We start from the raw sequence: 21,676 nt of genomic DNA, 5'->3' as shown, positions 1-21,676 counted from the left end.
CACATATGACACCAATTACAGAACAATCGTCCTTATACGACCAATTAGAAAATAAGTCGGTTGAAGAATTAACGAATTACATTAATCAGGAAGACCAGAAAGTGGCAAAGGCAATAAAGGAAGTTCTTCCGGATGTAAACAGGCTGATTACCGCAATAGTTGATAAATTGAATGCAGGTGGCCGGATGTTTTACCTGGGTGCAGGGAGCGGCGGCCGGTTATCTGTGCTGGATGTAATCGAACTCCCTACAACTTATGGCCTGCCTAAAGGCATTTACAATGCAGTTCTTGCAGGTGGGGTTAACCGCCTGGTCGATGCGCTTGAAGAAAAAGAAGACGATATAAACGAAGGCTGGGATGTCCTGGTGGCATCAGGAATCAATTCGGGCGATATTGTAGTTGGCATTTCAGCAAGTGGCACTACTCCCTTTGTACTGGAAGGTTTAAGAAAATGCAGGTCCCTGAATATTACTACTGGTTGTATTGTCAGCAATCCCTCAACACCTATAGCTGCACAGGCAGATTATCCGGTAGTGGTAATAACAGGGCCAGAGTTTATCACCGGCAGCACAAGAATGAAATGTGGCACTGCCCAGAAAATGTTGTTTGATATGATCTCGACCACAGTAATGATCAGAATTGGGCGAATTGAAGGGAATTCTATGGTAAATGTAAATCCCATTAATGATAAAATCTTAGATCGCGCCGTTAAAATTTTAATGCAAAAAACCGGAATTGCAAACTATAGCGAGGCAAAATCAATACTTCTTGACCATGGAACAGTTAAAAATGCAATGGTAGAACTAGAGAAAAAAATCAATTGATACTTTTAAATTAAATACAGCAATCTTGAAATATATACTGATTTGTTTTTTGTCTTTTGCCCTCAGGACCTATGCCCAGACCATATCTGCTGATGTGGGTATCATCCCTGCGCCGGCCAGTGCAACCCTGAAGAAAGGCAATTTTACAATTGATGCCAAAACCCAGATTATTTATGCAGATGGTAAATCAAAGAAAATTGCAATAGTTTTAAAGGATTATCTGCAGAAAAGTTATGGCCTGAAACTGCCTTTAAGCGGGGTTGTAAATAAGTCTGCCAGGGCCATCGTTTTTACGCATCAGGATAAACCAGGGAAAGAGGCCTACCGGCTGGCAGTTAGTCCTGTACAGGTTAACATATGGGGAGATGAAGCCGGTTTGTTTTACGGCCTGCAAACGTTAATGCAGCTCATCAAAGTGGATGGCTCAACATTAAAACTTCCGTGCGTGGAAATAGATGATAAGCCAAGATATGCCTACCGGGGCATTATGCAGGATGTTGGTTATCACATCTATCCGGTATCTTTTATCAAAAGCCAGATAGAAATGCTGGCGAAATATAAGATGAATGTTTATCACTGGCACCTTACAGAAGACCACGGATGGCGTATTGAAATCAAAAAATACCCTAAGCTTACCTCAGTCGGTGCATACCGGGTAAGTACGCAGATCAGCCATTATACCGATTCCTTAAATGGGCAGGACCACCTTCCTTACGGAGGATTTTATACCCAGGAAGAGATCAAAGAGATCGTAGCATTTGCTGCCGAAAGGCAGGTAACCGTAATTCCGGAAATTGAATTGCCCGGACATTCGCTGGCGGCACTTGCGGCCTATCCTGAACTGGCTTGCGGAGACCATCCCGGACCTTTTAAAGTAGCTGAAAGCTGGGGTATATTTGAAGATGTATATTGCGCAGGTAAAGAAAATACTTTTAAGTTTCTGGAAGATGTGCTTACGGAAGTGATGGCATTGTTTCCCTCGCCGTATATTCATATAGGCGGAGACGAGTGCCCTAAAAAACGCTGGTCGGCCTGCAAATATTGCCAGCAAAGGATAAAGCAGGAGCAGCTGAAAGATGAGTTTGAACTGCAAAGCTATTTTGTAAAGAGGATTGAAAAGTTTGTCAATTCCAAGGGCAGAAAGATCATTGGCTGGGATGAGATATTGGAAGGAGGGCTTGCCCCGAATGCCACGGTTATGGCCTGGCGCAACATAGAAGAAGGTGTAAAAGCTGCGCAGCAAGACCATGACGTGGTGATGTCTCCGATGTCGCATGTTTATTTTGATTTTATCCAGGGCAGAAGGGAGCATGAACCTCTGGCTATCGGCTGGGGCTACAATACCTTATCCAGGGTATATGCCTACAACCCTACGCCAAAGGTGCTGTCCGAAGCACAAAAAAAACACATTATCGGTGTTGAAGCGGCTATCTGGACAGAACATATGGATACCCATCGTAAGGTAGAATACATGCTCTACCCGCGGCTAATGGCACTTGCCGAGGTTGCCTGGACTTTTCCCGAAAAAAAAGACTCCGTTGGTTTTTTTGAGCATCGTTTGCCCAAACACCTGCTTCAACTGGACAAAACTGATAAAATATACCGGGTACCTGGCCCTATCGGCATTGCCGATACCATGCTTATAGGATCTGTATTTAAAATACAGTTGAAAGTGCCTGTAGAAGGGGCAAAGATCTATTATAATTTTGACGGGCAAGATGCCAGGGAAACAGATTATCTCTATGAAAGGCCAATTGATATTATCCTTAGGAAAGGAGAAAAACGGCAATTAAAAACCATTGTCATTACACCATCTGGAAAACGTAGTGCAAATACAAGTACCCTATTTATCCATCCATAACTCCATTAGGTTAGCATGAAAATTCAACATCGTTTCATTTTTATAGGGCTGGTTATTGTCGGCTTTTTTGGCCCGGCAGTTCAGGCGCAGCAAGCGTACTTTTCGGGTACGGCCAAAGCAAGTATAGAACCGGGCAGCTTTCCGTTTTCTGTGGCCCTGGCTGGGTATGGTTATCCGAGAGGCGGGCGGTTTAGTTTAGAGTGGGTAAAAAGAGAAGCTAAAGGAAGATTGAATTTTTCGGCGGGCAATAAGCAAAAATGGACAGGGCATGCGGCGGCTGCCCTGGCAAAGCTGGAAGGAGCAATTAGCCTGGCCAGCTATAAAGGCCGGTTGTTTGCGCTTACAGCAAATAATGAGCTAATGCGCTATGAACCGAAGAACAAAAATGGAAGCTGGATTAAATTTGCAGGATTTAACGGCCTGTCTTACCCTATTCATCTGAAAGCTATTGCCATTAGCGGTGGCAAGCTTTATGGTCTGGATACAAATAACATGGTTTTTGAGGGCCGGCACAAAACCGATGGTAACCTTTCTGTAAGCGCTGTGGCTATTGCCAAAGGAAAGCAAACCATCGTAATTGCCGGCGCAGATGTTTGCGGATTTAACCACAACTTCATTTCAGCCATAAAGCAGGAGATCTTTAGAAAGCACAGGATTGCACCATCAGCAATCATGATCAATGCTTCGCATACGCATTTTGCACCTTCAACGCAAGACTGGACAACCTGGGGGGCACATCAGCTGCCAGATTCTGTTTATTTAAACGGCGTGGTTAGGCCTGCAATTGTTAAGGTTATTGAATGCGCAATCAGAAACATGAAGCCTTCTGTTTTAGCTTTTGGAAGAGGAAAAACTGCAATCGGAAGCAACAGGAGCCTGGAAGGGGCAGCTGTCCCTTACGACAATGATGTGGATGTGCTCAGCATTGAGCGTATCAAAGATCATCATAAAACCATTGTTTTTTTAACAGGATGTCATCCGGTGTTTAAAAATGAAGGAATAGAAGGTTTCACTTTAAGTGCCAATTATCCTGGTATAACAAAGGCTCTTCTCGAAAAAGAAGCAGGTATATCCGATGCTTTGTTTCTTCAGGGCTGCGGCGGAGATATTAACCCGGTAAGTACTGACCATGTAAAAACAGGTAAAGCGCTTGCTGCTGATATCAAAGAAATCTTAAACCGTCCTATGGAGCAATTAACAGGCAGCCTTACCTTTTATCTTGATTCGCTGAATTTTCCTGTAAACAGATGGAGCAATGAACGTATCAGTGCGTTCAGAAAGGAAAACGATAATGGAAAGGGAGATGTAAATGCTGAAAAGGATGTACGCTGGGCAGACCTGATGCTTGATCTTGACAAAAGGAAGCAGATGCCTGTTACTATGCCGGTTTACCTGCAAACCATTAATATTGGTAACTGGAAACTGGTAGGGCTTTCCAGGGAGGCGGTAACAGACTACAGCATCGGCATCAAGAAAATCTGGCCGGAAAAGCTGGTCAGCGTGGCCGGCTATTGTAATGATGTTTCCAGTTACCTGCCTACTTCCAGACATATGCAGGCCGGTACTTACGAAGGACTGGGCTCTTTTTTCTGGTATGGGCAGCCTTCGGTATTTCCTGTTGATGTCTATGAAAAGATCATCGATAAAATAAAGACCCAAAATTATTGATGCCATGATGAATAAAAGCGTACTGAACCCTTTGGTGATTATAGGGACCTTGTTTTTTGTTTTTGGTTTTGTAACCTGGTTAAGTGCCGTACTGATCCCGTATCTGCAGCTTGCCTGTGAACTGAACAGTTTTCAGTCTTACCTGGTAGCATTTGCCTTTTATATTTCCTATTTCCTGATGGGGATCCCGTCTGGCTGGTTGCTGAAGCTAACGGGTTTCAAAAACGGCTTGTCAATAGGGCTGATCCTTGTAGCGGCTGGTTCTTTGTTATTTGTGCCTGCGGCTATAAACAGGTTTTACCCATTGTTTTTATTGGGTTTATTTGTGCAGGGGGCCGGGCTTACCGTACTCCAAACCGCATCAAACCCTTATGTTACCATACTGGGCCCGAAAGAAAGCGCCGCGCGGCGGATCAGTTTTATGGGGATCTGTAATGGCATTGCAGGAGCTTTGGCACCACTTATCCTGGGTGCGGTGATTTTAAATGATGCCGATGCGGTAAAGCATAAATTAAATTCGCTGGATGTTTTTGACAGGATTACAGAATTGGATGCCCTGGCAGCTAAAGTGATTGTTCCTTACCTGGTTATTACAGGTATATTGATCATTCTGGCTGTAATGATCCGTTTCTCTGCACTACCGGAGGTAACCGAAGAGGAAACAGAGGAAGCAACGGAACTGGCGGGGCAACAGGTTAAAACTTCCATCCTCCAGTTCCCGCATCTGCTGCTTGGTGTCCTCATCCTGTTTTTATACACAGGAGTAGAGGTTATTGCCGGAAACAGCATTATTGGATATGGTGCCTTTCAGGGCATTCCGCTATCGGTTTCCAAGTTCTTTACTTCGTTTACACTTATCAGTATGCTTGCCGGTTACCTGATCGGAATAGTGTGTATCCCCAGGTTCTTCAGCCAGGAATCGGCACTTAAAAGCTCGGCGCTGCTCGGTATTTTTTTTGCCGTTTGTGCAATTTTCAGCAATGGAATAATTTCTGTAGTATTTGTTGCCCTGCTTGGCCTTGCCAATTCACTGATGTGGCCATCCATATGGCCATTGGCCATTGCAGGACTGGGGCGCTTTACAAAAACAGGATCTTCCCTGCTGGTGATGGCCATTTCGGGCGCTGCCGTGCTACCTCTGCTGTATGGTTATGTTACCGATCATACGAATCCGCAACGGGCTTACTGGATAGTGGTACCCTGCTATATTGCCATAGGGTATTATGCCATGTGGGGGCATAAAATAGGCAAAAACAAAAAGAAGCCCATTTCTTAAATATTTATACCTGAACACATAAAAGAAAAATATATGAAATTCAAACACAATTTAATGAGTGCTGCTTTTGGGATCATGTTGCTATTTGTGGCAACTATTTCTATGGCTAAGCAAGCAGAGTGGAAGGGGGCTTCATCCTTAAATAAAGAAGCCAGTTACGCTTTAATTAAGCGAATACTTCCGAAATTTCAGGACCGGTTTTTAATTGAATTTGTAGAGAAACAAGATGGTAAAGATGTATTTGAACTGGAAAGCAAAGGGGGAAAGATCGTCCTGAGGGGAAACCATGGGATTTCAGTAGCCAGTGCATTGAATTTCTACCTTAAAAACTATGCACATTGCGACATCAGCTGGAACGGAAATAACCTGAATTTGCTGAGCGAGCTGCCTGTAGTGCCGGCAAAAGTGCGCCATACAACCCCTTATCAGTACAGGCATTATTTTAATTACTGTACCTTCAATTATACCGCTGCATGGTGGGATTGGGAGCGTTGGCAGCAGGAAATAGACTTTATGGCATTGAATGGCATCAATATGCCCCTGGCCATGACCGGTCAGAATGCACTTTGGTACCGGGTTTACAAAAGCATGGGCTTTACTGAAAAAGATATGGATGCTTTTTTCTCGGGGCCGGCATATTTCATGTGGTTTTGGGCCGGTAATTTAGACGGTTGGGGCGGGCCATTACCGCAATCCTGGATGAAGAGCCACGAAGAGCTTCAGAAAAAGATCCTTGCGCGTGAGCGGGAACTGGGAATGACACCAATTCTGCCGGCCTTTACCGGGCATGTGCCCCCGGCATTTAAAGAACGTTTTCCGGCGGCCAAATTGCAGAAAACCAATTGGGAAGGAAGATTTGCGGATACCTATATTCTTGATCCGAAAGACCCGCTGTTCCAGGTTATAGGCCGTAAATTTATAGAAGAACAAACCAAAACTTTTGGAACAGACCATTTGTATGGCGCTGATACCTTTAATGAAATGTACCCCCCAAGCAGCAGCCCGGCTTACCTTGCCGAGTCCAGCGATGCGGTATACAAATCAATGGCAGCTGCCGATCCTGAGGCCATATGGGTTATGCAGGGCTGGACCTTTTGGGATAAAAGGGACTTCTGGAAACCAGAGCAATTGAAAAGCTATCTGAACGCCGTACCAACCGATAAGCTTATTGTTCTCGATCTGTGGAGCGAGGTACAACCCATATGGGATAAAACAGAGGCCTATTATGGTAAACAGTGGATCTGGTGTATGCTGCATAATTTTGGGGGTAAGATCAATATGTTCGGGCACATGGACAAAATCTCCATACAACCATCAGAAACTTTTCACGATCCTAAGGCAGGTAACATGATGGGTATCGGGGTAGTTCCGGAAGGAATCGAGCAAAATCCGGCCATATACGCACTAATGCTGGATAATGTATGGAGAGATAAAGTAATTGATGCAGATGATTGGGTTAAGGATTATGTTCACCGCAGGTACGGGCAAAAAAATGCGGAAGTAGAAAAAGCCTGGAACATTCTGCATTATACGGTTTACAACGCTGATGGGGGGCATGAAAGCATTGTAACCGGCAGGCCAACTTTTAAAAGGAGCACAGACTGGACGGATACAGAAATGCCTTATAAGTTAACTGACCTGGTCCCTGCCTGGGACCACATGATTAAAGCCTCTGCTGATTTTAAAAATGTTGACGGGTTTCAATATGACCTGGTTGATTTAAGCAGGCAGATCATGGCCGATTATGCCAGCATTTTACAACAGGAAATGGCCGCCGCTTATAAAAATAAAAACTATAAGGCATTTCAGCTAAGCAGCAGTAAGTTCCTGGAACTGATCAGGGATATGGACAGGCTGCTGGCTACAAGGAAAGATTTTCTTTTGGGTAAGTGGTTAAATGATGCGAAAAGATGGGGTACAAATGATGCGGAGAAAGCGCTGTATGAGAAAAACGCAAGGAACCTGATTACCCTATGGGGAGATAAAGACGCTTCCCTGCATGAGTATGCCAATAAACAGTGGTCTGGCTTGTTAAACGGTTTTTATTTGCAGAGATGGCAGCAATTTATTAAAGAGGTAGGTATAAAAATGAAAAACAACCAGAAGTTTAGCCAGGAGGTATTCGATGAGAAAATTAAAGCCTGGGAATGGAACTGGGTTAACAGCCGGGAACTGTATGCCGAAAAAGCCCAGGGAGATCCTGTAATGGTTTCAAAAATGATGCACCAGAAATACGCAGCAGGAATAAAGGCAAGCGGTAAAAACAGTAAGTAAGTAGAATATGAGAAGAATATGTTGCCTGCTGCTTGCGTCACTTTTTAGTGTTAACTTTTGCGCTGCGCAAATCAAAAAAAGTACCTTAAAATTTACAAATCCCATTGGAACGGGGGCCGATCCCTGGGTAATACGGCACAGGGGGTATTATTATGTTTGCCAAAGCAATGGCGACATCAATAGCAGGGGTATTTCGGTTCGTAAATCAAGTAAATTGACGGAGTTGGGTAAGCCCGTAACCGTATGGACCACTCCGGCAACAGGATGGAACAGCAGCCAGGTATGGGCACCTGAATTACACTATTTTAATAAAAAATGGTATATCTATTATGCGGCCGGTAAAGCCGGTCCTCCGTATATTCACCAGCGCTCTGGTGTATTGGAATCGGTTACCGATGATCCACAAGGGAAATATATAGACAAAGGCATTTTAAATACAGGAGCAGATAGCCAAGATGAGACTGGTATGATCTGGGCAATAGATGTGAATGTGGGCTATATTGGCAAAAAGCTTTACGCAATATGGTCTGGGTGGGAGCAGAATGCCACTACCGATAAAACATCTCAGCACCTTTATATAGCCGAAATGAGTAATCCATGGACGATCAGCTCTAACCGGGTTAAGCTATCCAGCCCAGACCAGCCATGGGAAACAGGTGGGCCGCTGGATTTAAACGAGGGCCCACAGTTTTTAATGAGAAATGGCCAGGTTTTTATCATTTATTCAACCCGGGAATCCTGGACCCCGGAATACCGGCTTGGGCAGCTACGGCTAAAAGATCCTTCGGGAAACCCACTTGATGCAGGAAACTGGGAAAAAAGCGGCCCGGTGTTTCAAGGTACTGCAAAAGTACTGGGTACCGGGCATGCCAGTTTCACGCAATCGCCAGACGGTAAGGAATGGTGGATATTTTATCATGCCAAAAGAACTAAAAGCCCGGGCTGGGCCAGAGACCTGAGGTTGCAAAAATTTACCTGGGGCGCAGATGGTTGCCCCAATTTTGGCACCCCGGTTCCGGCAGGAGTTCCTTTGTCTGTTCCTTCCGGAGAATAACACTAAAGCTTCCGTACCTTTGCTGCATTTAGTCCTTTCTTACCACTTTCTACTTCGTAAGTTACGCGGTCATGCTGTTTTACGGGTTCGCTTAGTGCTGTAGCATGAAAAAAGATTTCGGGTTCCCCGTTGGCAGGTACAATGAAGCCAAACCCTTTTGACTCCTGATAAAATTTAACTGTTCCTTCTGGCATTGTGTTTATTGTTAATGGTAAAAGATTGATAAATAATTTCCTTGAACAACTCAGGGACGATATTTGTTTTAGCATGGAAAGCCTTAATTAAAAAGCAGCAAGGGTTACTTTTTGGTATGGCTTTTGTATAATATTTTGCCTCTTACCTTAAACAAAATCTGTTGCCTTATGAAAAACCTGACATTGAATGCCGAAATCTGTAAACATCAAAACTGCCTGGAGGCATTTGCATTAAAATTTACAAAGAATATAGAAGATGCCAATGACCTGGTTCAGGATACCATTATCCGCGCCATACGCTATCATGAAATGTACAAAGAGGGTACAAATTTAAGGGGCTGGTTGTACACCATTATGCGCAATACTTTTATCAATCAATATAGAAAAGATGCCAGGCGTGGTGCTGTAGTAGAAACCTCGGCAGATTTATCTTCTTATCAGCTAAGCAATAGTGCCACGAGCAATTTGGGCGAGGGCAAATTTGTAATGGAAGACATTAATAGAGCTTTAGCTAAGCTTGAGCCAGAACATTCCTTGCCTTTTTTAAAATATTTTGAAGGCTATAAATACAACGAAATAGCCGAAGAGCTGAACATTCCGCTGGGTACGGTTAAAACAAGGATACATATAGCAAGGCAACTGTTAAAAGCCCAGTTAAAAGAGCATAGTAAAAGGTTTAGGGTTGCAGCTGGGCAAAATTAATTTACGGTTATGTGTTGTTTTACTATAGATTACCCAAAGCCAAAAGATGAATTGGTTAAGCAGCTAACAAATGCAATTAAAGCGCAGAAAGAAGGTTCTTTTGTAGGAGATACCCACTCCGGACGCTTTTCTTTTTTAGCTAAAGGCTTTACATTGGCCGGAAGTTATGAGATTGAAGCCGACCAGGTGAAGGTGTCAATTGTAAAAAAGCCCTGGCTGCTTTCCTGCAAAAAAATAGAGGCCGAGATCATAAAGTATCTTGGTTAGGATACTGGAAGTGCTGTGTTTGATAAATGCAGTGCTGAACATTAAATGGGAGAACTTACCGGCATCAGCCTTTAGCAATGATAACGACAAGGCCAGCTTTATTATTTACAATCCGGCAAAAGAAGCCATTGTGACTTTTCAAGATGTGGCATTAAGGGTTGACAAGGAAGCAGTTTTACAATTGCCAGCCAATTTGCAAATGATAGGGTGCATGCCTGGATGCATTATGTAAATTCGGAAGGCAATGCTGTTAGTGCAAGTGTTTATGCAGGGGAGATGATGATAATATAGAAGAGCGGTATTCGTTATATTTGTATCATGAGTCTACCTTTACGCATCACCTTTGAAGAAAAGGATTACACCTACATTGTTTTAACAAAAGGAATTACTAAAGAAACTACTTCCGTTCAGGTTAACCTGAATGGGGAACAATATGAACTTGCCCGTAATTTGAAGGGCGAATGGGAGGCTGCAGATGCAACCGTTAGCGACCATCCGGGCTTGCTTAAGGCTATAGGAAGAAATATCAAGCTTAGGTATCGATTATAATTATTTTGAGAGCTCAGATAATTTTGGCACTTTATATGCGTTATTATTTTTGAGAGCGTTAATTTAGATGGCGGGGAATGGTCGGTAGGATCATTCCCCGCTTTTTATGGTATATTTCCGTAACCGTTAGCCATTGGATTAGAAGTTTATAATATGAGCATAGCATTAAGAAAACACATTGAGAAAATTACTCCTTTAACGGATGCCGAGTTTGACTATGTGATTTCTTTGTTTACCAGGAAAAAGATGAAGAAACATCAATTTCTTATACAGGAGGATACTGAAGTATTGAACGACTATTGGGTATGGAGCGGCTTGTTAAAAGCTTATCATACAGATCTGGAGGGAAAAATGCATATCCTTCAATTTGCAATGGAAGATTGGTGGATTTCCGATTATCAGGCGCTTAATAACCAAACACCTGCCACTATTGCGATGGATTGCATAGAAGATAGCGAATTGCTTGTTTTATCGCGTGATAATAAAGAAAAGCTTTGCAATGAATTGCATAAGATTTCTAATTTTTTTCGTCAGAAATCCAGCGCAGGCTATGTAGCCTTGCAGCAGTGAATTCCTTTTTGTTCGCTGGACTTTACCCGAACTTTGGGTAAGCAAATTTGAACAGATAAATAATGAATTTTAAAAAATCACTAAAAATGACTTTGGCGATGTGCGCCATTTTCTTGTCAATGGTAGCAACAGCACAATTTAAAACAACAAATACGATGAAAAAGAAAATTCTGTTTGTGGTAACCAGCCACGATAAAAAAGGAAGTACAGGTGCGCCAACAGGTTATTACCTGGCTGAAGTAAGCCATGCCTGGAAGGTACTGAAAGAAGCCGGCTATGAAATTGATTTTGTTAGTCCAAAAGGAGGAACACCGCCGGTAGATGGCTTCGATCTTACAGACGCAGAAAATAAAGAGTTTTGGGAAGATAAATATTACCAAGGCAAAATTAGCCATAGCCAAAAACCCGCTGAAGTAAAACCGGAAGATTATCTGGCTATTTATTATGCCGGTGGGCATGGCGCTGTCTGGGACCTTCCGGATAATAATGAAATCTCGGCCATTGCAACTAAAATTTACGAAAACAACGGTGTAGTTGCAGCGGTGTGCCATGGCCCCGCAGGTATTGTGAACATCAAATTGAGCAGTGGTAAATACCTTGTAGAAGGTAAAAAAGTGAATGGTTTTACCAATGAGGAAGAAGCTGCTGTTAAGCTGGATAAGGTTGTGCCCTTTTTATTAGAGGATAAACTAATTGAACGAGGTGGTATCTACGAAAAATCAGCCCCATGGCAGGAACATGTGTTAACGGATCAAAGACTGGTTACGGGACAAAATCCACAGTCGGCCCGTGCAGTAGGAAAAGCTGTTTTAGCTTTGCTCGCTAAGTAAAGGATTCCCAATATATTTGGTGGAGACTACCGTATCACCTTTACATCCTTAAACATGAACGGGTTGTCGCTGGTCCGTAATGCTTTCTTGCTGGCAGTTGTAACGTTCTTGAGGATAACCACTTTGGTTTTTACATAAGGGAACTTTTCCTGATAGGTATCGTCTGTCATGTTGGGATTGAAATTTGCAAAAATAGCCGGCCCCTGGTAGTTATCCGGGTGTTTGGAGTCGTCGATCCGGAGATTTTCGATTGTGATCTGTTCCGGCATGTAGCAGGTATAACCGAAATCGTGCTGGCCTGAATAAGAACCGCCAATGAGCGCGGCGCTGACAGCCTTACCGCCTGCAGGCACAAAAACACAGTTGCGGATCAGGATTTCCCCTTGCCAGGTACTGCCGTAATCGGAACGCAGGTTAACAAAGCTGCGACCACGGATGGTAGAGTTTTCGATGGTAAGCAGCCCGCTGCCAATGGCATTTATACCCATATGCCCCAGGGTTGAGTTGCGGATGGTGGCATTGGCTACGCCCTGGTGGGCATCAAAGCGGGAGAAGGTACAATTGTCGTAAAGCAGGTTTTTGCAAAAGTTTGAGCCCAGAATACCCCAATACTTGCTGTCGTCTATACTGTTGGTCTGGCTGCAATTTACAAAGGATATATTAACAGCCCGGTTTACAGAAAGATCGTAAGTGCCTTTTGAGACAGGCTTGCCCGCCGAACCAATGGTGCTGTAGGTTTTGTGGCCGGTTAGGATGGTGTTTTTTACGGTTACATAAGCGCAGTTACCGATGTTGATGAATCCGCCGTATGGCGCACTCTGTTCCCCTTCATCTGTAATGTAGTGCTTCAGCCCTTCAACGAGTACGTGGGAGCGCCTGATTGAAATGCCCCGGCTATAGTAAGCCATGGATTCGGATTTATTGGCAATGGTGGTAAAGGTGCCTCCGGTAATCTTCAGCAGATTTTCGTCGATAGGCAACGCAGTGATATCTGTAATCTGCTTGAAATCCCAGATGATGGGGGCATCCATGTCTACCTTACCGTTTTTGTCGGCAATAAAGATGTCGGTTTGCGGTGAGCCATTGTTTTGGTTTAATCCAAAACGGATATACTGTTTTACATTGGAATTTGTGACAGTAATTAAACAGGGCCGAGGTAAAGCAACTTCAATTTTTTGCTGATTACGCTTAAGTGAGCTAACGTTTTCCAGTTTAAAGGATTTGAGGCCTGAACTTACCGTGAAAACAGGGGCATTACGGTCTTCTACTTCGGTATCATCAATAATGAAGGCGGCTGTGCCGAAATCAGTATCTGTCTGGATAACCGCCGTGCGAGCTTTACCCCCAATATAGTAACGGGCCCCGGCATCTGCTTTAACCTTAAGGCCATGTTGGTTGGCAAAGGCATGTGCGGCTACGATAGCTTCCATGTCATCGCTGGTGCCATCGCCTTTGGCTCCGAAGTCGCTGTAACGGACCAAACCAGTTGCTTTTTTTTGTTGCGCCGGTGCCGGTAAGAAGCAGTTCAAAAAAAGGAATATCGGGAGTATATACTTGATCATAAAAGTTAGAGTTTCCGTACCCGGAATGTAAGGATATTTGCTGACTTACAGAAATTCTTAATTTTATTTAAAGGGCAGATTTTATAATGTTCGCGTAAGATTTTGGGCTGTTGGCGTAAAAGAATTGCAAAATATATGGATTAAATATATGTTTACCTCATAACGGTAGGTTCCCCTATAATAGACTGAAAATGGATGTTTCCAGCTATCCCTTTTACCGTTAATCTTTTTATGCCCCGCAATTCTCGCAATTGCGGGGCATTCTTGACTTGCCAAAGGAGTTTGGAGTTTTTTCAAAACTATTTTGACGGGTGGATGTTAAAGTATTAACTAAATTCCTCATCATGTCTATATATCTAGAATTTCCCGCAATTGAAGATTATCCGGTATATATTCCTTTGGAACACATAACCGCTGTTATTCCTGATTGGTTGGCTAATCTTGTACAAACGTCAGCTCCCGAAGCCGACGAAGCGGATAACTAAAAGTTTTTGCCAATTTTTTCCAGCATTTCTGGTGGAATGCTCTGTGTATCGACAACCAGAAATCCATCAAGGCAATCAGAAAACTTAGGATCAATATTAAAGCAAATGATCTTTGCATTAAGGTTCATGTACTGACGAAGCAATACGGGAATCTTAATGTGTGAGTTTTCGATGTCGGAAATGAGGCTGTCCAGATCTTTTAAAGATTCACTGCTTTCTATCAGCAAATCTTTATCTATTGCAGAAAGATCGGCCTTAAACTTGTTTTTAGGCTTTACGTAATGGGCCAGTTCGTAGTCGAAGTGGTTTTTAGTGATGTAGTCTACAATCAGTGATTTAGAGAACTTGGAGAAGTTGTTGCTGATGCTGACCGGGCCAAACATGTACCTGTATTGGGGATTGTCCAGCAAGTATTTTAAAATGCCTTTCCATAAAAGGAAAAGAGGCAGCGGCTTTTGCTGGTACTCTTTGCGAATCCAGGAACGTCCAAGCTCTATACCTTTACGCAGAACCGGGTAAAAGGGCTCTTTGATCTTAAATAGTTCAGAAAGGTAAAAGCCCCTGCGACCCATGGTATTCAGAATTTCATCGCCTTTGCCAATGCGGTATGCGCCTACAATATTCTGCAGTTCTTTGTCCCATATAAAAAGGTGATGATAGTAGATGTCATAATTATCAAGATCTATTTTTTTATTAGTGCCTTCACCAACTTCACGGAACGTGATTTCCCTTAGGCGGCCAATTTCCCTGAGTACATTCGGAATGGCTGCCGTTGGTGTAATGTACACTTCGTAATTTTTTTCCTGCCATACCCTGAAGCTTTCCAGCTGCTCAACCTCTTCTACAATTAAGTTTCGCTCAGTTTCCTCAATGATGGGTTCGGGTTTCTTTTTGATCTTGAAGAGGTTGATGGGATTGAACAGTTTCCTTTCTTCTTCAAGGCCGGTACCCAATGCATAGGTACGGGCACGTAAAAAGTCGAGGAGCTTATTGGTGTTCTTATGGTAAGATATGTCTTCGATATGAATTGGCTTTCCTATCCTGACTTTTATTTTTAGTCCTTGTTTATTTAAGAACTCTGAAGGCAGTTTTGCTGTACGTAGTGTTGGGTGTATAAAACTGAGGATATTAAATAATACCCCGTTATTGCCATGAAAATAGATAGGTACAACCGGCACTTTAGCCCTGGCAATTAATTTGCCCACTACTGGGTGCCATATCCTGTCTGTAATTTCCTGCTTATCCAGGCTAAAGGTTGAAACTTCCCCGGCAGGAAAGATGCCAATGGGCGTACCACTTTGCAGGAGATCGAATGTGGCCTTTAACCCGCTGATGCTGGAGGTATGCTGGACATTCTCGAAGGGGTTCACGGCCACAAAAAACTCGCTCAGGTTAGGGATCTTTTTCAGGATGAAGTTCACCATCACCTTAGCTTCTGGCCTTACGGTACAGAGTAATTTTACCAGGGCAAGCCCTTCTACGCCGCCATAAGGATGGTTGGCAATGGCTATAAAACCGCCGGTTTTGGGTATGTTTTTAAGGTCGTCCTCATCAAAGTCGATACTTACGCCAATTGTTTCTAATATTTTGTCGACAAATTCAAGGCCGTTAAAGTGTTCATTCTGTGAAAAAACCTTATTGATGTCGTTTAATTTCATCATCTCCATGAGCAGAGCTGCCAAACCCGGTACACCTAACTTATCGATTTTTGTGGCTTTTGCAAACTCTTTGGTAGTTATGATCTTCATTTAAAATTTGATTAATGAATTATAAGTCAACTTCAAAAATAAGACTTATATTCTTAAAGTTAGTTACAAAGAAAATATAAGCATGTATAGCAGACATTAATGGCCTACAGTTAAATAAAAAGCAGCCGGGTTTTGTGGTTCATATCGTTGGTGATGTTTAAATTTAGCTAATGAAGAAATGGCTGGATATTTTTGCCTTCAGCAGGCAGGAGTTTAATGGACTGCTGGTGCTGATCTGTTTGATAGGGGTGGTTATGCTGGTTCCTCCTGTTTATCGTTTAATGAAGCCTGAACCGCAGATTACGGTTGCCGAAAAGAGGGCGCTTTTACAACTGGCAAGGAGGGAAAGGGATAAAATAAACCCTGGACAGAGGTACAAAGTAACAGCTGACCAGCAATGGCAGAAAGAAAAACCTGATCTTTTTATTTTTGACCCAAATAGTATTGGGCAGGCAGAATGGGAAAAACTGGGCTTGTCATTTAAGCAGGCCAGGGCTATTCTAAATTACAGGGCTAAAGGCGGGAGATTTAAACAGGTTGAGGACCTGAAAAAAATGTACACCATAAGCAGGCAAATGTTTGAGCGGCTTGCACCATATGTACGAATAACTAATAAAGCTCCTGATATTGTGTTTAAGCCGTATCCGAAAACCAATTATGTGAAAGCTGAAATGGAGCTTATTGAACTGAATGGAGCGGATACCACGGAGCTTGAAAAGATAAAAGGGATTGGAAGAGTATTTGCAAACCGTATTGTAAAATACAGGGAGCGTATCGGCGGTTTCTGTAAAAAGGAACAGCTAATGGAGGTTTTTGGGCTGGACTCTGTAAAATACCAGGAGATTAAAGGGCAAGTGGCTGTGGATTTGTTGCGACTAAGGAAGATAAATATCAATACGGTAGAGTTTAATGGCCTGAAGAATCATCCCTATATTAGGTATAAGCAGATCAACGCATTGATACAATACAGAAAACAACATGGAAATTATAGTAATATTGCAGACTTATACAAGGTTGCTATTTTAAACCAGGAAACGATAGACCGTTTGGCGCCTTATCTTGAATTTTGAGCATGATTGAATCAAAAATAAAATCGACAGTGCGGGACGTACCCGACTTCCCTAAACAGGGTATCACTTTTAAGGACATAACCCCGATATTAAAGGATCCGGCATTGTGCCAGGAGATTACGGCAGCACTTGCCGGCCGGTTGAAGGGTTTGGATATTGATGTGGTGGCCGGTATAGAAAGCAGGGGCTTTTTATTTGGGCCAGCGCTTGCACAGCTGCTGAATGTACCCTTTGTGCCCATTAGGAAAGCCGGGAAGCTACCCTATAAAACGGTACAGCAATCGTACGATTTGGAATATGGTACGGCTACCATAGAAGTACACGAAGATGCTTTGCTGAAAGGGCAGCATGTACTGATTCATGACGACTTACTAGCAACAGGGGGAACTGTGGTTGCAGCTTCTGAACTGGTAAAGCAACTGGGGGCAGAGGTAGCCGGGTACTCGTTTATTATTGCGCTGGAATTTTTAAACGGAAAGGCCAGATTGACACCTTATTCGGATAATATATTTTCTCTGGCTGCTTATTGACAAAAAAATAATGATTTTTTTTTGAGGGGATTTGATTTGCCTAAAATGACAGGGCAAGGTTAATGAACTAAATACCATTTCGTTCTATTTTTTTGCAGTTTTTTGGCTGGTGATGCTATGGTTTTATTTGTTTATAATTGCCCAAATTCAAACAATAAAATATGCTAGAAATGATGGACGGTCCTGTAGGATACAGCTTTAGTACCTCAGAGAATCAAGAGATGATCAGGAGGATGGTGAGGGATTTTGCCGATAAAAATATCAGGCCAAAATTGATGGAATGGGATGAAGCGCAATATTTTCCTGTTGAAGTTTTTAAGCAACTGGGAGAACTTGGTTTGATGGGCGTGTTGGTGCCGGAAGTTTACGGCGGATCGGGTTTTGGTTACCAGGAATATGTAGATGTAATTGTGGAGGTAGCAAAGGTTTGCGGCTCGGTTGGTCTTTCTGTTGCTGCACACAATTCTTTGTGTACTGGGCACATCCTGGCTTTTGCCAATGAGGAGCAGAAACAGAAATGGTTACCTAAGCTGGCTACAGCAGAATGGATTGGTGCCTGGGGTTTAACTGAGGCAAATACGGGTTCGGATGCCCTGCGTATGATGACCACAGCAGTGCTGGACGGTAATGAATATGTAATTAATGGGGCGAAGAACTGGATTACTCATGGTAAAACCGGAGATGTAGCAGTAGTAATGGTGCGTACAGGTGATAAAGGAGATTCTAAAGGAATTTCTGCTATTGTAGTAGAACGGGGTACGCCTGGTTTTTCGGCGGGTAAAAAAGAGAATAAATTAGGCATGAGGGCCTCGGAAACAACCGAGATGATATTTGATAATTGCAGGGTACCGAAAGAAAACCTGTTGGGTAAAGAGGGAGAAGGCTTTAAACAAGCGATGAAGGTACTCGATGGCGGTAGGATTTCTATTGCAGCTTTATCACTAGGTATTGCCCGGGGGGCTTATGAATCAGCTGTTGCCTATGCCAAGGAAAGACATCAGTTTGGACAGCCCATAGCTAGCTTTCAGGGCATCAGCTTTAAGCTTGCAGATATGGCCACTGAAATTGAGGCTGCAGAACTATTGATCAGGCAGGCCGCCGATCTAAAGAACCGGGGCTTACCTATGAGTAAAGAATCTGCGATGGCCAAGTACTTTGCTTCAGAAGTAGCGGTAAGGTGCGCTACAGAAGCAGTGCAGATTTTTGGCGGCTACGGTTATACCAAAGATTTTCCGGTTGAAAAATTCTATCGTGACAGTAAGCTTTGTACGATAGGGGAAGGCACCTCTGAGATCCAGAAGATCGTGATTGCAAGGGAAGTGCTGAAAAATTAAAGCGAGTTATTCTAACCAATATAAAACTGGTAAGTCCGGCCTGTTGTAAAGACAGCCGGATTTATTGTTTTGGTTACTTTATAGAGATGATGCTATCGACCACAAAAGGGCTGTATCCCCGCCACGGCAAACTGCTGATATATTCTTTATAGTGTAATTCGAAAAATTTGCCACTGTTCAGCATCATTTTCTCGGCTATGGCTTTATCGGCTACTGAGAATTCAAATTCATTGGATTGTAAAGTTCCGGTTTGTTTGGAACGGATACCCGACTGGATCAGTTTACCTTCATAAGTTTTAAATACATAGCCTTTTTTTACAACATAATTTAACTCTCCTGCCTTTACACCTTCACCGAAAACAAAATAATAGCGGTAGAAGATAAAACCGGATAACAGAATGATTACGGTGCCAAGCACAATGAACAATGTTTTTTTAGATTTCATAGCCAGATAAACAGATATTTTATAAAGATATATAAATAATGCAATTGTGGTAAACGCGGATTATTAACTAAATTAAATATATTGTTTTGATTATCAAATGAAAGCTTTATCTTTGCAGTCCTAAAAACAACGAGAGGAGGTATCAATACGTTATGATCATTATTAATATTAAAGACGGCGAATCATTAGATAAGGCGTTAAAACGTTTCAAAAAGAAATTTGAAAAAACCGGAGTGTTAAGAGAATTACGTAGCCGCCAAGCTTATGAGAAAAAATCTGTAGCTCGTCGTACGCAAGTGAAACACGCTATTTATAAGCAAAACATGCAACTTGAAGGAACTATCTAGTTCTGAATGGTTTAAATGATATAAAAACGTCACCGTAATTTGGTGGCGTTTTTTTTTGCTTAAATAGGTGCTTGTTACGTTAATGTTTTGTATATTCACTTAACGAGCATTACTAAAGCATTGCTATGACTGTTGAGCATTTTTTAACCTATCTTCAGCACGAGAAGAGATATTCTTCACATACCCTACAGTCTTACAAAACAGATCTGCTTCAGTTTGGTGATTTTATGCTGAACACCTTTGAGTTGACCTTAACCGAGGTGAAATATGTTCATGTCAGGAATTTCATGGTTGCATTGATGGATGATGGGGTTTCTGAAAATTCTGTAGGAAGAAAGCTATCTACCTTACGCAGCTTTTATAAATACCTGCTCCGTGAAAATGCGGTTGCTATGAATCCTATGGCCCTTGTTAAGGCGCCTAAGGTTCCTAAGCGCCTTCCGGTATTTGTTGATGAGCTGAAGCTTGATGAGCTGCTGGACTCTGAGGTGCTCTTTGATGAAAGTTTTGCTTCACAGCGTGATAAACTGGTTATCGAAACTTTGTTTGGTACCGGAATACGCTTGGCGGAATTGCTGTTGCTAAAAGAAGGTGATGTTAATTTCTATGAATCGACCATCAGGGTGATGGGCAAAAGGAATAAGGAACGGATTATTCCGATAGGAAGGACCTTAGAGGAATTGTTAAAGGATTACATCAAATTGAAAACATTACAAAATTTTGATAACAAAACAGAGTTGTTATTCGTTACTGATAAAGGAGCCGCAGCTTATCCATCATTGATATACCGGATAGTGCAGCGTTATTTGACATATGTATCTACGCAGGACAAGAAAAGTCCGCATGTGCTGCGGCATTCCTATGCCACCAGTTTGTTAAACAGAGGCGCGGATTTGAATGCTATAAAGGAATTGCTGGGGCATGCCAGCCTGGCCGCAACACAGGTTTATACACACAATTCAGTAGAAAGATTAAAAACAATATATAAACAGGCCCATCCAAAGGCGTAAAAAAGGAGGAAACATGAAAATTACAGTTCAATCGATCCATTTCAATGCAGACCAGAAGTTGTTAGATTTTATTCAGAGGAAAGTGGATAAATTAGATCAGTTCTTTGACCAGATTATTAGTGGGGAAGTGTATTTAAAATTAGAAAATGTAGATGATGAGGCAAATAAGATCAGTGAGATCAAACTGATTGTACCAGGGGGTACAATGTTTGCAAAAGAGCAATGTAAATCATTTGAAGAGGCAACAGATTTGGCGATAGAATCCTTAAGAAAGCAAATTACCAAACATAAAGATAAGACGAGAACTAAGCTAAGCGAGCACAAGGTACTTTTGAATGCAGATGAAGTGTCTGATTACTAGATACATATTTCTTAGCTTTTTAATAGGAAATTGGCAGATTTATTTCTGCCAATTTTTTTTTGAAAATAATTTTGTCTAGAATATAAATTCTTGTAGATTTGCATTCCCTTTCAGAGAGGGCGCTGGCCCGGCAAGAAAATGGGAATGTTCTGTGAAAGATTAGTATTGTAGAAAACGTTGCTTAATTGTGGGCAATGCATAATATAAGCCTCCTTAGCTCAGCTGGTAGAGCAACTGACTTGTAATCAGTAGGTCATTGGTTCGATTCCGATAGGAGGCTCTTTTAAACGTGGTGCAGCAATGTGCAGTGCTTAAAAGGGGGAGATACCAGAGTGGCCAAATGGGACAGACTGTAACTCTGTTGTCGCAAGACTTCGAAGGTTCGAATCCTTCTCTCCCCACAATAAAGAAGCGGAAGTAGCTCAGTTGGTAGAGCGATAGCCTTCCAAGCTATAGGTCGCGAGTTCGAACCTCGTCTTCCGCTCAAATGGAAAAAAGCTGGGCAGATTGCAGCGAAGAATAAAAAAAAGCCGAAGTAGCTCAGCGGTAGAGCACTTCCTTGGTAAGGAAGAGGTCGTGGGTTCAAGTCCCATCTTTGGCTCAAAAAAAAGAGATGCTTTGTGAATCTGTTATAGATAGCAGCTGAACAAGGTTTTTCGTGTTGAAATAGTATCAAAACAAAAAAATAAATAAAAAGTTAACCTACTAATAAGTA

At 42.5% G+C, this 21,676-nt stretch carries 23 protein-coding genes and 4 tRNA genes; 23 read left to right on the top strand and 4 right to left on the bottom strand.

The genetic code is table 11. The features are described from left to right. Nucleotides 1-5 precede the first annotated feature (5 nt). Genes B9A91_RS22720 through B9A91_RS22695 form a run of 6 tightly spaced genes read left to right on the top strand, consistent with a single transcriptional unit; the run spans nt 6 to nt 8,957 of the window. Entirely contained in the window at nt 6-824 is an 819-nt protein-coding gene (locus B9A91_RS22720; protein WP_084241360.1) for an N-acetylmuramic acid 6-phosphate etherase, read from the top strand. A gap of 25 nt (nt 825-849) precedes the next feature. Further along, complete coding sequence (locus B9A91_RS22715; protein ID WP_235012658.1) at nt 850-2,685, top strand: beta-N-acetylhexosaminidase; 1,836 nt, start codon at nt 850-852, stop codon at nt 2,683-2,685. A gap of 15 nt (nt 2,686-2,700) precedes the next feature. Beyond that, nucleotides 2,701-4,353, top strand: a complete 1,653-nt coding sequence (locus tag B9A91_RS22710) for a hypothetical protein (RefSeq protein ID WP_084241358.1) — start codon at nt 2,701-2,703, stop codon at nt 4,351-4,353. Nucleotides 4,354-4,357: 4 nt separating this feature from the next. Then, nucleotides 4,358-5,629 carry a sugar MFS transporter gene (locus tag B9A91_RS22705; RefSeq protein ID WP_084241357.1) on the top strand — a complete coding sequence of 424 codons (1,272 nt, stop codon included), beginning with the start codon at nt 4,358-4,360 and terminating at the stop codon, nt 5,627-5,629. Between the two features lie 33 nt (nt 5,630-5,662). Further along, entirely contained in the window at nt 5,663-7,903 is a 2,241-nt protein-coding gene (locus tag B9A91_RS22700; protein WP_235012657.1) for an alpha-N-acetylglucosaminidase, read from the top strand. Nucleotides 7,904-7,910: 7 nt separating this feature from the next. Next, nucleotides 7,911-8,957 carry a glycoside hydrolase family 43 protein gene (locus B9A91_RS22695; RefSeq protein ID WP_084241356.1) on the top strand — a complete coding sequence of 349 codons (1,047 nt, stop codon included), beginning with the start codon at nt 7,911-7,913 and terminating at the stop codon, nt 8,955-8,957. Nucleotides 8,958-8,959: 2 nt separating this feature from the next. On the opposite strand, the gene B9A91_RS22690 is transcribed toward B9A91_RS22695, so the two are convergent. Further along, nucleotides 8,960-9,151, bottom strand: coding sequence for a cold-shock protein (locus B9A91_RS22690; RefSeq protein WP_084241355.1), 192 nt, complete (start codon nt 9,149-9,151; stop codon nt 8,960-8,962). 168 nt (nt 9,152-9,319) lie between these two features. On the opposite strand from B9A91_RS22690, the gene B9A91_RS22685 reads away from it, so the two are divergent. The 6 genes from B9A91_RS22685 to B9A91_RS22660 all read left to right on the top strand — a co-directional run bounded on the left by B9A91_RS22685 (nt 9,320) and on the right by B9A91_RS22660 (nt 12,069). Continuing rightward, entirely contained in the window at nt 9,320-9,853 is a 534-nt protein-coding gene (locus B9A91_RS22685; protein ID WP_084241354.1) for an RNA polymerase sigma factor, read from the top strand. A 9-nt stretch (nt 9,854-9,862) separates the two neighbouring features. Continuing rightward, nucleotides 9,863-10,120, top strand: a complete 258-nt coding sequence (locus B9A91_RS22680) for a hypothetical protein (RefSeq protein ID WP_084241353.1) — start codon at nt 9,863-9,865, stop codon at nt 10,118-10,120. After that, nucleotides 10,113-10,352: a hypothetical protein gene (locus B9A91_RS22675; protein ID WP_084241352.1), complete on the top strand. Its 240-nt coding sequence runs from the start codon at nt 10,113-10,115 to the stop codon at nt 10,350-10,352. The genes B9A91_RS22680 and B9A91_RS22675 overlap by 8 nt, the downstream gene beginning before the upstream one ends. An 86-nt stretch (nt 10,353-10,438) precedes the next feature. After that, entirely contained in the window at nt 10,439-10,669 is a 231-nt protein-coding gene (locus B9A91_RS22670; RefSeq protein ID WP_084241351.1) for a hypothetical protein, read from the top strand. Nucleotides 10,670-10,822: 153 nt separating this feature from the next. After that, the gene (locus tag B9A91_RS22665; protein WP_084241350.1) at nt 10,823-11,239 is read left to right on the top strand and encodes a Crp/Fnr family transcriptional regulator; all 417 of its coding nucleotides are present in this window, start codon (nt 10,823-10,825) and stop codon (nt 11,237-11,239) included. A gap of 155 nt (nt 11,240-11,394) precedes the next feature. Then, a complete protein-coding gene (locus tag B9A91_RS22660) occupies nt 11,395-12,069 on the top strand; it encodes a type 1 glutamine amidotransferase domain-containing protein (protein ID WP_235012656.1) in 675 nt (224 codons plus the stop codon). A gap of 26 nt (nt 12,070-12,095) precedes the next feature. On the opposite strand, the gene B9A91_RS22655 is transcribed toward B9A91_RS22660, so the two are convergent. Further along, entirely contained in the window at nt 12,096-13,631 is a 1,536-nt protein-coding gene (locus tag B9A91_RS22655) for a hypothetical protein (protein WP_084241348.1), read from the bottom strand. Nucleotides 13,632-13,975: 344 nt separating this feature from the next. Here B9A91_RS22655 and B9A91_RS24180 point away from each other — a divergent pair, with 344 nt between their 5' ends. Then, complete coding sequence (locus B9A91_RS24180; protein WP_159451767.1) at nt 13,976-14,116, top strand: hypothetical protein; 141 nt, start codon at nt 13,976-13,978, stop codon at nt 14,114-14,116. Here B9A91_RS24180 and B9A91_RS22650 read toward each other — a convergent pair. Further along, nucleotides 14,113-15,864, bottom strand: coding sequence for a lysophospholipid acyltransferase family protein (locus B9A91_RS22650; protein ID WP_084241347.1), 1,752 nt, complete (start codon nt 15,862-15,864; stop codon nt 14,113-14,115). The genes B9A91_RS24180 and B9A91_RS22650 overlap by 4 nt on opposite strands. Nucleotides 15,865-16,034: 170 nt before the next feature. Here B9A91_RS22650 and B9A91_RS22645 point away from each other — a divergent pair, with 170 nt between their 5' ends. From B9A91_RS22645 to B9A91_RS22635, 3 genes are all read left to right on the top strand, one after another. Then, the gene (locus B9A91_RS22645; protein WP_084241346.1) at nt 16,035-16,934 is read left to right on the top strand and encodes a ComEA family DNA-binding protein; all 900 of its coding nucleotides are present in this window, start codon (nt 16,035-16,037) and stop codon (nt 16,932-16,934) included. A 2-nt stretch (nt 16,935-16,936) separates the two neighbouring features. Next, on the top strand, nt 16,937-17,464 hold the full coding sequence (locus tag B9A91_RS22640) for an adenine phosphoribosyltransferase (protein ID WP_084241345.1): 528 nt from the start codon (nt 16,937-16,939) through the stop codon (nt 17,462-17,464). Between the two features lie 161 nt (nt 17,465-17,625). Further along, on the top strand, nt 17,626-18,798 hold the full coding sequence (locus B9A91_RS22635) for an acyl-CoA dehydrogenase (protein ID WP_084241344.1): 1,173 nt from the start codon (nt 17,626-17,628) through the stop codon (nt 18,796-18,798). A gap of 73 nt (nt 18,799-18,871) precedes the next feature. Here the strand turns inward: B9A91_RS22635 and B9A91_RS22630 are convergent, their stop codons facing one another. Beyond that, the gene (locus tag B9A91_RS22630) at nt 18,872-19,243 is read right to left on the bottom strand and encodes a hypothetical protein (RefSeq protein ID WP_084241343.1); all 372 of its coding nucleotides are present in this window, start codon (nt 19,241-19,243) and stop codon (nt 18,872-18,874) included. Between the two features lie 152 nt (nt 19,244-19,395). On the opposite strand from B9A91_RS22630, the gene rpsU reads away from it, so the two are divergent. The 7 genes from rpsU (at nt 19,396) to B9A91_RS22595 (ending at nt 21,562) form a co-directional block, all read left to right on the top strand. Continuing rightward, nucleotides 19,396-19,590: a 30S ribosomal protein S21 gene (gene rpsU, locus B9A91_RS22625; RefSeq protein WP_012781007.1), complete on the top strand. Its 195-nt coding sequence runs from the start codon at nt 19,396-19,398 to the stop codon at nt 19,588-19,590. A 125-nt stretch (nt 19,591-19,715) separates the two neighbouring features. Beyond that, complete coding sequence (locus B9A91_RS22620; protein WP_084241342.1) at nt 19,716-20,600, top strand: tyrosine-type recombinase/integrase; 885 nt, start codon at nt 19,716-19,718, stop codon at nt 20,598-20,600. 13 nt (nt 20,601-20,613) lie between these two features. After that, nucleotides 20,614-20,961: a ribosome hibernation-promoting factor, HPF/YfiA family gene (gene hpf / locus B9A91_RS22615; RefSeq protein WP_084241341.1), complete on the top strand. Its 348-nt coding sequence runs from the start codon at nt 20,614-20,616 to the stop codon at nt 20,959-20,961. 207 nt (nt 20,962-21,168) lie between these two features. After that, a tRNA-Thr gene (locus tag B9A91_RS22610) sits at nt 21,169-21,241 on the top strand. Between the two features lie 38 nt (nt 21,242-21,279). Continuing rightward, nucleotides 21,280-21,362, top strand: a tRNA-Tyr gene (locus B9A91_RS22605). Nucleotides 21,363-21,372: 10 nt separating this feature from the next. After that, nucleotides 21,373-21,445, top strand: a tRNA-Gly gene (locus B9A91_RS22600). Nucleotides 21,446-21,490: 45 nt separating this feature from the next. Further along, a tRNA-Thr gene (locus B9A91_RS22595) sits at nt 21,491-21,562 on the top strand. Nucleotides 21,563-21,676: the final 114 nt, after the last annotated feature.

Origin of the sequence: Pedobacter africanus (assembly GCF_900176535.1) — a bacterium.
GTDB lineage: Bacteria > Bacteroidota > Bacteroidia > Sphingobacteriales > Sphingobacteriaceae > Pedobacter > Pedobacter africanus.
Note: the sequence above shows the minus strand (reverse complement) of the source record. Positions and strands in the feature narration are given on the sequence as shown.